11 protein-coding genes are annotated in these 15,793 nt (G+C 47.6%); all 11 read right to left on the bottom strand.

All coding sequences use genetic code 11. From position 1 onward, the window contains the following. Positions 1–125: 125 nt before the first annotated feature. Positions 126–1,481 (bottom strand): erythromycin esterase family protein, encoded by a 1,356-nt coding sequence (locus MKX41_RS00760; RefSeq protein WP_076284295.1) that lies wholly within the window; start codon positions 1,479–1,481, stop codon positions 126–128. Between the two features lie 108 nt (positions 1,482–1,589). After that, positions 1,590–2,033 carry a signal peptidase II gene (gene lspA, locus MKX41_RS00755; protein WP_340968154.1) on the bottom strand — a complete coding sequence of 148 codons (444 nt, stop codon included), beginning with the start codon at positions 2,031–2,033 and terminating at the stop codon, positions 1,590–1,592. 253 nt (positions 2,034–2,286) lie between these two features. Next, positions 2,287–4,119 (bottom strand): glycoside hydrolase family 35 protein, encoded by a 1,833-nt coding sequence (locus tag MKX41_RS00750; RefSeq protein ID WP_340968151.1) that lies wholly within the window; start codon positions 4,117–4,119, stop codon positions 2,287–2,289. Positions 4,120–4,144: 25 nt separating this feature from the next. Next, a complete protein-coding gene (locus MKX41_RS00745; RefSeq protein WP_340968149.1) occupies positions 4,145–5,419 on the bottom strand; it encodes an alpha-L-fucosidase in 1,275 nt (424 codons plus the stop codon). A gap of 117 nt (positions 5,420–5,536) precedes the next feature. Next, complete coding sequence (locus MKX41_RS00740) at positions 5,537–6,934, bottom strand: ABC transporter substrate-binding protein (RefSeq protein ID WP_340968147.1); 1,398 nt, start codon at positions 6,932–6,934, stop codon at positions 5,537–5,539. 141 nt (positions 6,935–7,075) lie between these two features. Further along, positions 7,076–7,912 carry a carbohydrate ABC transporter permease gene (locus MKX41_RS00735; protein WP_042186014.1) on the bottom strand — a complete coding sequence of 279 codons (837 nt, stop codon included), beginning with the start codon at positions 7,910–7,912 and terminating at the stop codon, positions 7,076–7,078. A 15-nt stretch (positions 7,913–7,927) separates the two neighbouring features. Continuing rightward, positions 7,928–8,857, bottom strand: a complete 930-nt coding sequence (locus MKX41_RS00730) for a carbohydrate ABC transporter permease (protein WP_042125419.1) — start codon at positions 8,855–8,857, stop codon at positions 7,928–7,930. A 170-nt stretch (positions 8,858–9,027) separates the two neighbouring features. Further along, a complete protein-coding gene (locus tag MKX41_RS00725) occupies positions 9,028–10,611 on the bottom strand; it encodes a response regulator transcription factor (RefSeq protein ID WP_340968143.1) in 1,584 nt (527 codons plus the stop codon). Further along, a complete protein-coding gene (locus MKX41_RS00720) occupies positions 10,604–12,334 on the bottom strand; it encodes a sensor histidine kinase (RefSeq protein WP_340968141.1) in 1,731 nt (576 codons plus the stop codon). Before MKX41_RS00720 ends, MKX41_RS00725 begins: the two co-directional genes overlap by 8 nt. Before the next feature lie 67 nt (positions 12,335–12,401). Beyond that, positions 12,402–14,564 carry an alginate lyase family protein gene (locus MKX41_RS00715; RefSeq protein WP_340968139.1) on the bottom strand — a complete coding sequence of 721 codons (2,163 nt, stop codon included), beginning with the start codon at positions 14,562–14,564 and terminating at the stop codon, positions 12,402–12,404. Continuing rightward, the gene (locus MKX41_RS00710; RefSeq protein WP_340968138.1) at positions 14,554–15,675 is read right to left on the bottom strand and encodes a glycoside hydrolase family 88 protein; all 1,122 of its coding nucleotides are present in this window, start codon (positions 15,673–15,675) and stop codon (positions 14,554–14,556) included. Before MKX41_RS00710 ends, MKX41_RS00715 begins: the two co-directional genes overlap by 11 nt. Positions 15,676–15,793: the final 118 nt, after the last annotated feature.

The following is a 15,793-nucleotide window of genomic DNA, read 5'->3' as shown; positions in this document are numbered from 1 at the left end:
TTTCGCGTCTATCAATCTAGCAGCTTTATCCCCTCATTGTACCTTCTTCTGCGCCAAAAATCCCCTGCAGCGGCACACACGGTGTTCACGACAGGGGAACAATTAAATTTTCAGGTATAACCGAGTTAGAGCTTCGTTGTCGGTTCTTTGACTTTATCGAAGACGATGATCCCGTCATATTGCTCTTTTGGAATGAATCGCATCGACATCGGCATAATGATCTCGGACGTCATGCCATCCTCGGCTGCATAGATCGGTTTGAACATCCAAGCATTATTTTTGTTCGGAGACTTGTGCTTGGATAGATCCGCAAACGCAATCTTATAACCGCTCTGCATCATCAGTTGTTCCAGACTCCCCTTCGGCATCGGCTGAATATCGAAGATCTTCTGTGTCGTAATCGTGCTCGCCTTACCGCTGTTCATGTACAGACCCAACACGTAGACCTTATCCTTTAGCTTCTTATGTAGCAATTCTCCCATACTTGTAAAGCTGTTAATCCATTTCCCTTGTTCTTTCGTTTCGATTTTGGACGTATTCTTCGCCAGATGATCGTTATGCGCCCATAAAATCACTTTTTTGCCGGGATACATCACCTTCATTAACCACTCCACGTTGTCAGCCATGATTCGATCACGGAATTCATAGCTTTCCTTCGTATCGTACATCCCCATCTCGATGAATTTGACCCGATCCTCCAACGTCTTGACAGCGATATCCACCATCCGCGGGTTCGCAGGGTAGGCGGCTGCAAGTTGTTCTTTGTTCTCTTGGATGAATTGGATCAACGCCTTGTATTTCGGTTCGTACGTATTCTTCACCTTCTTGATTTCTGCTTTCGCCTCCGGATGACTATCGTCCATGCCATATTGGTTGAGCACCTTATAGAAATCCGTCATCGCTTGCATTTCGAAGTTGAAATAATTCTCGCCCTGATCCTTGTCTACCTTGGCAATCCAACCGGCAATAAATTGCGTTAAGTACCCTGATGTGAACTGCATGTCATAACCTGCTAGATATAAGGGATCGTTCGTCCCTTGCTTCTTCTTGATGTAATCGAATAAATTCAGAGTCTCCTTGGAATGCCAGATGGGAAAAATTGAACGTTCCATCATTTGTTGCGATGTCCATGTTCCTGCATTATCGTACGTCATGAATGAATCCCCAAGGCCCGACTCAAATGCAATCACGTCAAAATCCAGCTCTTCGTGTAAATATTTGATCAACCTTGTCTTCATGCTGCTGTATTCTGCGACACGGTGAAAGTTCTCGCCAAGGCTAATGACCGTCTTATCTTTCAAGATCGGCTTCAGAAACGCTAAATCTTTATAGTCCGATGACGTCAAAGATTTAATCTCTTGAATATTCTCCTTCGACCCCGTAATTTTCTGCGCGGTCGCCGAGGCGCTCACTGGCGATAGTAATAGTGAAAATGCTAGGCCCAGGGAAATGATACCTGTTAATCGTTTCGTTGCTTGCATGTTGAATGTTCTCCTCCTTCGAAATCTGTTATTACGTCGTTCTCTTACCATGCAGAGACATCGTAACAGGAACTTCTAAGGAATCTATAAAGATAAGAGAATAATTCCTCAATGCGCGTGACAGACCCGCTTCTTCACGAATCTCACTGCCATATTTAAGACGAGCATGATCATCCCGATGTTGATCGCATAATCCGCTAAATTGAGAATGCCTCTCCCCGATCGAGACATGATAAAATCCGTGACCTGCCCGAACACCAGTCGATCAATCCCGTTGCCAACCGCACCACCGACCAAGAAACCAGCGATCATATCCGCCAATCGGCCTTTCCAGGCACCCATGCTGCGATAATAGAACACACCGATGACGAACAAGATGGCGATCACCCCGAATAACCACGCATAACCTTGGAATAAACTGAAAGCCATCCCGCTATTCTCATAATGTGTAATCTCCCATCGTCCGAAGAACAAGCTATCTCCGATATCCAGGTTCATCCGAATCCAAATTTTCGAGACCTGATCGATCAAGATCACGACCATCGCGATCATACAAAACCACATAGCGACACCCACTTTCTTCTCAGCCTATGAACAACCATGTAACTCCCTTGTGCTCATCATACTACAAAACCATGTGGCATCGAAAAATAAAGGCACGCCCGAAGGAGTGCCTTTCAGGTATCCTTATATTGACTGCTCGTCTTCATTTTTTTGTAAAATAATGAAAGAAAACACAGGTTTCTTGTGTCTAATAGCTGAGAGGATAGGGTAATGATTTCTATGACGGCAACGCTAATAATGTCTACAAGTTATCTTCCTGCACAAAATTCAGCACGGCATCGTCGACGGCCGAAGTTCTTCCCAGATCAGGGCAATTCACAAGCTCAATTTCGCAAGTCTCCGCACAGCCGTGCAGTTCAAAAAGAACCAGTTCATTACGACCTTTGCGCAGTAATGGACCGGGGATATATAGGGCCCTTTGCGGTCCTGCATTCCAGTAGCGGCCCAGATTAAATCCGTTGATCCAGGCAACCCCTTTATTCCATCCATCGAACCGTAGAAAAGTATCGCCAATTTCCTCCGCCTCAAAGCAGCCCCGGTAGAATCCGGGCAAACCCGAAAGTGCCGCAGCTTCTTGCTTCTCCACCGTCTGCTCCTTGTACTCAAGTGAAGCCAGTGTTCCCGGTTCTAACGGAAGTGTACGGATCGTCCAGTTATATTGCAGCTGGTTATCGATTCGAACCCCGTCCAGAATTCCTTTCGGATCACGAATGAGCGGCCCATAATTAATCCGACCCATATTCTCGACGAGAATATCCAGCTGCGCTCCTCCGGCAGGAATGGAAAGTTCAAGCGGCTGCGGATTCCAGCGTTCAATGACCCCAAGTACCTGTCCATCCAGGAAAACCTGCGCCCGATCACGCACACCCTCGATGTAAAGCTTCTGCCTGGACCGAGGTCCCTGCACATAAGTGCTGTACAATATAAAACCATAGGATTGTCCGAGCTTTTCCATCGGCTGTACACACACACTGTTCACCGGCTCGGATAACTTCTCCAGATTGGAAGCTGTGAATAGTTCCGCTCTTTCCATCAAGGCAACTTTCCCGTAGGAGATCTTCGGAATCGGCTCAGGGAGCGGACAAGTCGGTGCAAATCCATGTTTGCCCAGTACCGACCGAACAGCTTCAAATTTCGCCGTCGTATCTCCCCATTCCGTGAGCGGGGCATCATAATCATAGCTTGTAGTCGTCGGCTCGTAGGCGACGATATGATTCGCCCCATTATAGAAGCCAAAATTGGTCCCGCCGTGGAACATGTACATATTGAGTGAGGAGCCGTGCGTCAGGATATCATCCAGAACGCCAGCTACATCTTCGGCATCGCGCACATGATGATCCTCCATCCAATGATCGAACCAGCCGTTCCAATATTCCATCACCATCAGCGGCTCTTCAGATCGGTACTCCCGGTATTTGCGGAAGGATTCCTCTGCACAGGAGCCAAAATTAACTGTAGCATGCACATCTTCCAGTGTTCCGCCGAGCAACATTTCATCGGTTGGTCCGTCGGAGGTAAAGAGCAATACATCGACCCCTCTGCTGAGGAGTCCATTACGCATATATCTCAGGTAACTACTGTCATTGCCATAGCTGCCATATTCGTTCTCTACCTGGACGGCCAGAATCGGCCCGCCATGTGTGGACAGTAGCGGAACCAGCCGAGGAATCAGCTCATCGTAATACCGGTCCACCTTGCTTAAATAAAGAGGATCACAGCAGCGAAGCTGAAGTTCACTGTAAGCCAGCAGCCAGGCCGGCAGACCACCGAATTCCCATTCGGCACAAATGAATGGACTCGGTCTGACAATAACATGAAGCCCAAGCTCTCCGGCCAGTTCAATAAAAGAGACCACATCGGCCATGCCATCAAATACGAACTCCCCTTCCTTGGGTTCATGCATATTCCAGGCGATATAGGTCTCCACGGTATTGAATCCGCAGGCTTTCAATTTCAGTAGCCGGTCTTTCCAGTATTCAGGCACAACCCGAAAATAATGAATAGCTCCCGATACGATCCGGTAAGGCTGTCCGTCCAGCAAATATTGTCCGTCGTTCCAAGTGAGTAGGCTCATACTCTACAACCTCCTTTTTTAACATCTATTCTAACGACTCCCCGCAGTGAAAGACGGCAAGCCGTCTGATCTTGGGGCTTGCAGTAGTTAAGAGCACCCGCAGTCGTATTTTCTCTGTGCAAATCGGAGGGAAGGCGTCTATTTTCTTATGGCCAATCGCGCTGCCACGTTTCAACTCCAGCCACGCTCCGTCAATGAATGCTTCCAGCACATATTCGCTCACTCTCTCGCCATAAGCGATGTCCTCCATAATCTCGGCGTGGTCAATCACAGTAGCTACAGGCAATTCCAGCTCAATAAGATCTCCAGTGCCCGCTGTTACGGCTAGTGCCTTTCCGAATCTACGTTGAATCTCCTTACCGAATTCCAGCAGACGCTGCACATCGGCCTCCGGAAGCAGCCCGTAGTTGTCAGGCGCCACATTGAGCAGCAAAGTCGCCCCATGCCCAACCGAACGATAATATATGTCCATTAGCTGCTCTAGGGACAGCAGCAAGTGCTCTTCCTCAGGATGCCAGAACCAGCGGTCTTTACGGATGGGCACATCGCATTCCGCAGGCACCCAGCTTGGCGTTCCGGGAAGCCAGTTCAATGAAGCTTCACTGAACATGCTACCCCGCGCGGAATCCGCAGTGTTCCAGCATGGATAAGGAGCAACGCCATCCTCATTGCCAACCCAGCGAATCGTTGGTGCCCCCATATTAAACACCATGGCGCTTGGCTGATGGAGCTTAATCAGATCCATAATCCGCCGCCAATCGTAATTACGGCCTTCAGATCCCGCGCCGTCGAACCAAATCTCCGTAAGTGGGCCGTAACCCGTAAGGAGCTCCTGCAATTGCAAGCAATAGAAATCATCATATGCTTGCGGATCCGCATAACATGGCTCATGTCTGTCCCATGGAGACAAATAAATGCCGAAGCCTAGTCCAAATTCACGGCAAGCCTCCTCGCACTCCTTGACAACATCGCCTCGCCCTTCTTTCCATGGGCTGGAGGCAACAGAATAAGTACTCGTTGCAGTCGGCCACAGGCAGAAGCCGTCATGATGCTTAGCGGTCAGTATAAAATAACGGAATCCAGCTTCTTTAGCTGCACTAACCCATTGGCGGGCATCCAGATGAACTGGGTTAAAGACCGTAGGTGAATCGCTACCTTCTCCCCACTCCTGATCGCAAAACGTGTTCATTCCAAAATGGCAGAACATCCCCAGCTCCAGATCCTGCCACTCCATCTGTTCCTTAGAAGGCAAAGCTACTTGCTCTTCGGACTTGTTCTTTGAAGAAATGCTTTCCATCATTTTTATACTCTCCCGTATATTTGTGTAAGCCCAATGTATAAATAAGGGCTTTGGAAAGCCGGTTGATGACCTTCCAAAGCCCCGTCCCCAACTTGGGATACCTCGCTTATTGCCTATTTACTTGATGACACCTTTTTCGTTGATAATTTTCGTTGCTTCACCAACCATCCATTGCTGCACCTTATCAATCGATTCATTTCCAAGCATGAATCTGCTGAAGCCGTCATCGATAATTTTGGTCAATTCGGAAGTTGCCGTCGTCATCACCTGCGCACCGTCAAGGAACTGAATTTCTTTATCGAAAAGTGTGTATTTGAGTGAATCCATATCATACATATCTTCTTTACCAGCGACCAATTTAGTCAGCAAGGTCTCATTATCAGCTTTTTTATATCCGGAGAATTCCAGTCTGTTATCACTAACAGCCGTCGACATAAATCTCATCAATTTGAAGGAAGCCTCTTTGTTCTTTGAAGTTGCGCCCATCGCCAGCATGTTGCCGCTGGTGAAGTATTTGCCTTCATAGTCTTTCGGTTCCGATCCTGCAGGAGGCACCGGTACCGGAGCAAAGGCTGTCTTGAATTCATGCGGATACTGCTCGGTGTTACCTGGATCAGCAATCGTCCAGTTGCCAGCCAAGATCATAGCAGCTTCTTCATTGAAGAATTCGGTACGATAGTTAAGCTTAGCGGCAAGAGCGTCTGCATAAGATTTCGCAGATTTATCAGCAGACTCCATATCTTTACGCAGCTGGAAGAAATACTTATATGTCGGATCCGCGAAGATTGTCGTCCCGTCATCATATACGAACGGGTCTTTCATCATCGTTTGAGCTGGAGCGTTCATGTACAATTCCCAGGTGTGGAAATAAGTGCCGTAACGTTTGTCCACGCCTTCGCCTTTGGTCAGTTTTTTGGCATAGTCGCGGTAGTCATCCCATGTCCAGCCAAAAGTAGGTACAGGCAGACCCGCTTCATCCAGTGCATCTTTGTTCAGCATCACGTAGTTGCTGCTCTTCGTATATTGCAACCCATAATAGTTGTTGTCGACCTTAGCATTCACATAATATTCATCCTCAGGAACGAGGTTATCTTTCTCATAGAATTCATTCAGCGGGGCAAGTGCTCCCCGAGTCGCCCGTTCAAGCACGCCTCCCAAGCTTGGCACCTGAACAACATCAATCGCTTCGCCGGAAGATATCAGGAAGTCGAGTTTCTTCAGCATCTCCACAGAATCACCGGGAACGAGTGTCACATGCTCTACTTTGATGCCTGGGTTCTGATCCATAAATTCCTGCAGCATAGCATCGGTACCAGCCGACTGGGCTTCATTATCCCAGTTGTAATACTTGATGGCGACTTGCTTGTCCACCTTGGTGTTCCCGGCATTCGTACCAGCTTCAGCATTCCCATTCTTGTCCGAGTTTCCGGAATTTCCACAGGCGCTTAGCGTTAAGGAAACCGCCAGCATGGAGCCCAGTACAACGGATAATCTTTTCTTGCTCTTTGTTTTCATTTTACTTCCCCCCGCACTGAATTTTAAGTATAGTGCCTTGTTCATTTCTTATTATAGGCATCCGCTTTACTGGCCAAGTGCACAATTTTGCTGTTGTAGGATCACATTTTTGACTTTTACTATCTATCGTACACCCGCAGGTCAGCCCTTTACGCCGCCAAGGGAGATTCCGTTAATGACTTGCTTTTGCAGGGCAATGAACACGATGACGAGCGGGATGATCGCCGAAACAGCTGCCGTCATCATAATCGCATAGTTGTTCGAATAATCGTCCCGGAACAGGGTCATACCGAGTGGGATAGTGTACAAATTCTTATTTAGTAAGAAGATCAGCGGATTCTGGTAATCATTCCAGGTCCAGATAAATTTGATGATCGCCACCGTAGCGAGCACCGGCTTGCAGAGCGGAATAATGATAGACCAGAATATCCGTAAATGGCCTGCACCGTCAATTCGCGCCGCTTCAATGTATTCGTCGCTGACACCAATCATAAATTGCCGCAGCAGGAACGTGAAGTAGATGGAGAACATACTCATTAAAATAATTGCAGCATGAGTATCATAAAGACCGAACCAGCGAATCAGCAGAAAGCGCGGAATCAGTGTGGCCTGGTCAGGTATAATCATGAATGACAGCAGCGCCAGAAACACCATATTTCGTCCTTTGAACTTGATTTTGGTCAAGGCGTACGCCGACATAGATGAAATGATAAGTGTAATTAAGGTTGTAATAATCGCAACTTTAAAGGAATTTAAATAGAAATGAGAAAAAGGTACTCGTCCCATCCAAACCATCTTGAAATTATACGCTACATTGATCTTCTCGGGAATCCATTGGATCGGGAAGCGCATAACATCTTTCTCATATTTAAAGGCTGCGGAAATCATCCAGATCAGAGGAATAAGAAATACAATGGACAAAGCCCCCATGATGCAGGTAGTGATCACTCTGGACATATTTTTTCTAATCAGTTGCATGTTAATTTCCCCCCTTTATTCTTCATTTCTCATTTTCCAAGTAGCTGCGGTGATCAAGCCTATGACGGCGAATAGCAGCCAGGAAATTGCAGAAGCATAGCCCATGTTGTAGTATTTGAACCCTTCCTCATAGATCCTGAACACAAGCACGGTAGAAGAATTGTTCGGGCCACCTTCGGTCAAAAACGCGATGATGTCGAACACCTTAAACGAGCCAATCAGCATGGTTATAAGCAAGAAGAACGTGGTTGGACGCAGCATCGGAACCGTGATGGCAAAGAATTTCTTCAGTGCGCTAGCTCCATCTATTTCGGCGGCTTCGTAGATTTCATCGGAAATATTCGTCAAGCCGGCCATATAGATAATAATGGTGTAACCCAGACTCGCCCAAGAACTGATAATGGCAATCGATAACAGCGAGGTCTTTGGATCCACCAGCCATTTTGGAGGGCTGGAAATTCCAAGCTCCATCAAGAACTGATTGATCGGTCCAAGGGATGGATGGAACAATGCGCTCCATACAGCGGCAATTGCAATAATCGAAGAAATATAAGGGATAAAGAAGGCAACTTTGAAATAATTTTTAAGAAATACACTATTTTGAATCAATGCCGCCAGCACCAAAGCAATCGCAATCGGTATCGGCACGGTCATAATCATATAAATAGCATTGTTCTTCAAAGCTTGAATGATGCTCGGATCATGGAACATTTTGATATAGTTATCCAATCCGATAAACTCGATCCCTTGAACCCCCGACAATAGATCCCATTTCGAGAAGCTTAAATAAAGTGAGAATCCAAGTGCAAATACATTTAGAAAAAGCATTCCGACAATTTCCGGAGCTAGAAACAGCCACCCGGTCAAAGCCTCTTTCCGCTGCGGAGTCCAGAACTTCCGCTTCTCCTGCAGAATTTTTGGCACAGGTTGTTTTGCAGCCTCCACGTTGTATCACCTCGACAATTTGATTTGTCATTATAGTAATATATCCGCCTCCCGCATGAAGGAGTGATTATGACCCGAGATGTGCAAGATTTTGACCTTTGTCTTTCGACAACAAAAAAACCGCCCAAGATGGGCGGTGGGTTTATTCGGTAGGTTGAGATTTGCACTTCTCAGCGTACTGAGTGTTTGGATTTATATTCGCTCGGCGTAGTTCCCACATATTTTTTAAATACTTTTGAAAAATAGGTTCTGTCCGAATATCCCAGACCAACGGCCAGCGATTCCAGGTTTTGGCTGGAGATTTTCAGCATTTTGGTCGCAACCTTCATCTTGTGCTGATGCACATAGTCCGTAAAGGTCAGACCTGTCATGCGTTTGAAATAACGCGAGAAATAGCTCGGGTCCAGAAAGAGATAACGTGCCATATCGATTGAAGTGATGTTATCGCCAAGATGCTGATCGATAAATTGCTGGATAAGCTGCAGCTTGGGCTCCTGCGGGGGAGTTCCCGCCATCTGCTGTTTGTTGCCTGTAATCTGCACAAGCTTTCTTTCCACCAGTTCCATCGTATCCTCCAGTGTGCGGGTTTGCACGAGATAGACGAACAGATCCTCATCGAATGTTAGGCTAGTGAACATCAGCTCGATACCTCGGAGCATAAAGGATAAATCCCGGACGAAATCGCCCGGATGGATAGCCATAACTTTTGCAGTCCTAGCGATTTCCTGAAGAGTGCCACGGATGGCTTCAAGATCATTTTTAATCACGGCCCGTTCCATCTGCGGGATATAACTATCCAGAAATCCTTGAGGAGCAGGCTGGAAGCGAGGGGTAGCGATTTGCAGAGTATCCAGAACTGTGTATTCCGCACTCGCATAGAACTCGCACTTGTCTTGGACAATTTGCCGATGAATCTGTCCAATTGCCTGCAGCTCTATTTTCTCAGTGACTGCGATGATGCCCGGTTGAATCTTAAGGAGATGGGAGCACTCGGAACACAATCGCTGTAAATAATCATGAAAATAAAGACTGGCATTCTGCGCCAGATTCACACGGTAATTATACAGAATCACAATATTCTTCTGCTCCAAAAAAGGCGTAATCCCCTCACACGCTTCGGACAGCTCTAGGGCTATATTGTAGATGGCATATAAAATAAGTGGATACTCGCTCTGCTTGTACCTCTTCTCGAAACTGGAAAAGTGAATGCTGACCGTGCCCAGCATGAACCACGGATACGTCCAGGATATGCCGATTTGCGTCGCATAGGCTAGCGTGGTTTCGGGCGGAGCGCCGCCAATCACCCTTTGCAGCAGATTCTGCCGGAATAACTGGCTATTGTATCCCGTTTCCCCATGCTTGATTAGCCCGATCTTCGATTTAAGCAAGCGTACAGACTTGGCAAGGCTTTTCTCCAGTTGCTCGTCCGTAAGCTGGTCCTTAATTAAATAGTCATCCACCTTCAGCTTTACCGCTTGCTGAGCATAATGGAAATCCTCATGACAGGTCAGGAAAATAATTCTGACCTCCGGCTTCATCCGGGTAAAGTAATCGGCCAGCTCAATCCCGTTCTTTTGCGGCAAGCCAATATCTGTGATCACGATATCGGGTTGTACTTCCTCAAACATTAATAACGCCTTGGCACTGGAATAGGTGCTGCCGACAATCTGCAAGCTATGTGCTTCCCAGTCAATCATCTGCTGAAGCACCTTGAGCATAGGAACATCATCATCTATGAGCATCACTTTATACATCAATATCCCTCTCTCTCTCGGGCAGATTAACCTGATGATTGCCTTGCGGCAAATACAGAGAAACGGACACCCCACCTTGCGGCAAATTATGCAGCGACAAGCGGGTATCCTGACCATAGGTCAGCCTCAGCCTTTGAACCACGTTAATTAAACCGACCCTTTGATAAGTTCCATCCTGTTCATCGTCCTTGTAGAGCAATCTGCGGTTCAGTCCTGCCAGAATTTCTGCCCCTGCACCACAGCCATTGTCTTCGACTTCAATCATAATCCCATCAGGGATCGTTCGGGCACGGACGACAATACGCGGTGCCGGATGGTCAACTAGACCGTGAACGATGGCATTCTCTACGAGAGGCTGCAGAATAAGTTTAGGAACGATGAGCTTCTCTGTATCCGCTTCCAGATCGACCTCCAGTTCAAGAGGGATTTCGTTGCGGATCTTCATGATGTCAATATAATGGCTAAGCAGTCTGCATTCTTCCCGTAAGGTAGCCGGTTCATTGACCTTCAGATAGGCACGGAGAAGACTCATTAGCGAATCAATGATCCCGCTGTGCAGCTTATCTTTAGCCAAAATAAGGCTACATTTGATCGAATTCAACGTGTTGATCAAAAAGTGGGGACGAATCTGCATAAACAGCGCCTCAAGTTCCATCACTCGCTTCTGTTCTTGCTCCAGCTCGATGTCGTGAATCAATCCTTGCAGTTGATCCAGCATAGTATTCAATGTCTGCCCTAGCTCAGCGATTTCATCCTTGCCCTTGACCTCCAGCCTGACATCAAGATTCCCCATCCCGAACTGGCGCACAACGCGCTGCAGCTTCATGATCGGACTATGCAATCTTTTGGCAATCAGCATGGAAGTAGCCGAAAAGACAATAAACAAGAGAAGCACTAAACCAATGCCACTATAAAAAGTTCGCGAAATCTGGCCCGACCATTCTTTCTCTGAAGCTTCATAGACCAGCTCCCAATTGGATTTGTCGATGGCTCTGGCCGTACGCACGCTCCCTCTAGCTTCCTTGCCTTCTGGGGCTAGCTCTGAGTTCCCGGCGATCAGACCTCCTCTGGAATCAAACAACGCCAGCTTGCCAAACTCGACCGGCCCGAGCAATTTGTTGAAATAGGCATCGGGAATCGAGATGAGAAGCACGGACACCTGCTGTTTCTCCCGGCTATCATAGATTACTCTGGCAATATAGTAGCTACTGCTTTTACCGGAACCGCTGTCAGCCATCCCAAGCCATTGCAAGGTCTCCGGTTCGTGAATATTGACACGTCCCATCAGCTTGTCCATGTTGGCATTAATCACGGATAAATTCTCAGTCCCAGAGGAGATCACAAAGTGTTTCCGGTTAACCAAATACATGCGAATGTTATTATTTAGCGGCTTAGAGTTGATGAGCGAAAACACATCCTGAATTTGCGTAAACTGTACGTAATCCTGATAGGTATTCAATCGCTCGGTATCTGCAAAGACCTTCAGATTGGCGCGAAAATTGGTATCGTTTACAATAAAATGCGATGCAAATGTCACATCATCAATGGTCTTGTTTAGTTCGTCAATCATAACGTTCAGAAAGTTATCGTTGCTGAGCTGCAGCTTTTCTACCATCGTATCCCGAATAAGCACAAAGGAGATGATCGATACTGCAATCAGCGGAATAAAAATCAGCAAAAGAAATGAAACCTGGATACGTCTATAGTAAGTGAATTTGAACATGTTTTCTCCGCGCCTCTCTCATGCTCTTTTCTTTTATTCTATCAGCCCGTTATCCAGTATACATGCATTATCTGATTACCGTGACTTTCTTTTGACCGTTTGCGAAAACTATAAGCACCACTTCACCAAATATTTGTATACCTTCCACTACATAGGAATCCAAGTGGCTGGATGGAACCTCATGGCTGATCACGATAATATGCTCCTCATTCCTTTCAGGGAAGCTGATGCGGCATGCCTCCGCCTGCACGGCATCCACAGGTTCACCCGTATGGCGGTAAATCGGTACCTGTTCAACCAGTGGACAGAACGGCTCACCGGAAGGCTGCGGGTACAGCATCTGCATCATCGATACCGTTCCTTTTCCCGTTCGGGCGTAAACGGCATGCTGATTAGGTTCCAGCAGATTGTATTCGCGGGAAATTACCCCGTCATCAATCTTGCCCTGAAGTCCTTTAACATTAACGGGAATGATGCAAAGATTGGCTTCCCGCTCATTTTTTGTACGGCAAATGAATGTCTCCTCTTCCATCTGAACCGCTCCGGGCGCAAAATGAAAATGCTGGGAAAACGTATGCTCCTGACGGCAGCTAAAGCTGTCGACCAGAAGCCAGTAATAAGGCTTGATGAATATGATCCTCCTTAGCAGGTGTACCGGATCATCCAAATGACGGTAGCCATCATGGCTGCCCTCAACATAATCAAAGTCCGGATTGCTGATCCATTTGCTGCCTGTCGGCTTCGCAATTTGGGAGAAGGACCATGTATCCGTGATTTCAGTGAATCCAATTCCGTCAACAGTAGTCGTATTATGGGCAGCGCTTTCTTTTAACGCTTTTCTAAGTGGTGTGTGATCACTATAGTTGTATCTGCCCAGATCGGTAAGCATATCCCGCCCAAAGGCATGCAGATCGAAATGTAGCAAATCCGCGTGACCATGTCCACCACCAAGCGGTCCGCAGTGGAAATATAGGTACAAGTCCTGCTCGTCCCAACCCGTTCGCATCACATAATGACCGGAATGTGTGAAAGAGCGCGACAAGTAAGGCGGTTCCTCCGCAATCAGCTGCTCGTAGCCTTCAACTCCACTCGTTCCGAACAACCAGGCATTGTCATAATCCATATGATCGTATCCGCCAAAGCGGAGCACAGAATCCTGGAACAACCAACCTGCATAAGTCAAAATCGAACGGACATCGCTGTCATCGCTATCCCCGAGCATCGGCTGCCGATGATTCGGTTTGGCCCAATACAAGGAAGCGACGGCCATTTGATGAACTTTTTGCTGAAGTTCATCCTGTAGCTCCAGTCCATTCATGCGAGCCAAGCGGATACAATCGAGAAAACATACCAGAACCTCATGGTGATAGGTGGGCGATTGCTCCCAATGGATACCGTCCGCCATGACCTGGATTCTAGCCGTCTCCCCTAATCTCTCCTCACCGAGCCGTCGCCAAATCTTAGCCCTAGTGAACTCAGGGAAGTAGAGCGCGGTTTGGAATAAACCACAAGTCTCCAGAACGCCCCAATTGCTGATATTCTTCCAGCCCGTAAACGATAAAGCTAAATATTCGCTGTGTTCATGAAGGGATATCATCACTTTCGCCAGAAGCGTCGGTGTGAGCAGCGGACTATCCTGTATATAGGACAGCGCTTTGATCCAGTTCGCACAGCGAAGACCCGCTTCAATGGTGCGCCAAGTCAACGTATCATTCGTAGGCATGTCTGGAACAGGATTACGGTCCATCCAATTTTCAAGCTGACAGCAAAATGTTCTCGCATACTCCTCATTACCTGTTATCTCATACGCTTGTCCTAATGCCACCCAGTAGCGGTGGCGATTCAGCATATAAGCCCATTCTACATCCTTATCCGGAATATAACGCCAGTCAATTTCTTCCTCAAAAGTAACCGGAATGCGGCTGCGCTCCATATCCCAGGGAAACCGAAAAAGAAACGTCTGCTCCATAACTTCATCCGCCGTCTTTATTACGACTTCCAGCTCATCTGCGCAATATTGCTGTATATAATCGATATGCTGCTGTTTCCGACTGTCCTCTGCCCGCCAGCCCGGCGTGCTCCGACTAGTCAAATACCGATGCAATTCAGTCAGCGCATCGTCCTGCCGTGCTTGGCTGAGCGCATCCTTCACGGGCGCTAGAGCAGGTAACTCAAGGTCGAGTAGCGTAAAGACAGCATAGGGAGAGGTTGATCGGACATCAGCGTTCATACCAGTACCCCCTGGTGCCTTTTTGCAGCCGCAGCAACGCTTCGAGGTAGAAATAATCTCCCCAGATCATGAAATCATCCGGAGACAGACCGCCGCGTACATGGTAAGAGCCGTGCTTCAGCAGCCCCTCCGCATCTTCACCGATCGTGGAATAGTTCTGCACAAGTGAAGTCATCGACTGTATTAATCCCTGCTGAAAATAAGCCCGTTCGGGATCTCCCTCTTCCATTAGCTCCAGCAGTTCCTGTAGTCCAGCCGCAACAATTGCAGAGGCCGAGCTATCCCGGTACGTATCCGCAGACACTGGAGCATTAAAGTCCCAGTAAGCGACATGATCCTGTGGCAAATGCTCCAGAAAATAGCGGGCCATCCGCTTGGACGTTTCCAAATACAACGGATCCTTAGTATAGCGGTAAGACAATGCAAAACCGTAGACGCCCCAGGCTTGCCCGCGTGTCCAAGTCGATCCGTTAGTATAACCTTGGTGTGTAGCACCGCCAATCGGCTCTCCGGTCTTCTGGTCGAAGAAAAACGTATGGTAGGAGCTGTCATCTCCCCGCACCAGATAACGTTTCGTCTTATCCGCCTGCATGACCGCCACCTGCCGATATAGGGAATCACCGGTCTGTTGTTCCGCCCAATACAGAAGAGGGAGATTCAACAGACAATCAATAATGATGCGCCCACCTTCCTGGGCATCTCCCACAGGTCCCCAAGCCTGAATATAACCGCCGCCTGTGCGCCAGCGCTTCAGTAATAAGTCCGCCGCCTGCAGTGTCAACTGACGCCCGGATTCGTCTTTATCTATAATCCACTGGGCCTTGGAGGATAACGAATACAAAAATCCGATGTCGTGATGATCAAGGACCGTCTTTGCCGCGAAACGGCGGCGGAAATCCTCTACGGTATGAGATGCCGCGATACGAAAGCTGTCATCCTGCGTATATTCATAGCACAACCACAACATGCCGCTCCAGAATCCATTGGTCCAGTCGTCATTGTTATTGAGCTGGTAAGTTCCATTCATGCTCACATGAGGGAATCTGCCCCCGAATCGGTCTATATTCTTACGTACCTTCTCTATCGCATCTTCAATCGCATTGCTCCACATAAGTTCCTTGCTCCCTTCGGGCTCTTCGTTTCTTATGTTTCATGATAAGGAGAGTCAACAGGATCTAATAGGGGCGATTTTTGCTTTGATGTGCATTATTTTGACTTTTGTACGAAGT

This window comes from Paenibacillus sp. FSL R5-0475 (genome assembly GCF_038004585.1).
GTDB lineage: Bacteria > Bacillota > Bacilli > Paenibacillales > Paenibacillaceae > Paenibacillus_AQ.
The sequence above is the reverse complement of the archived record's forward strand: the minus strand, read 5'-3'. Positions and strand labels throughout refer to the sequence as shown.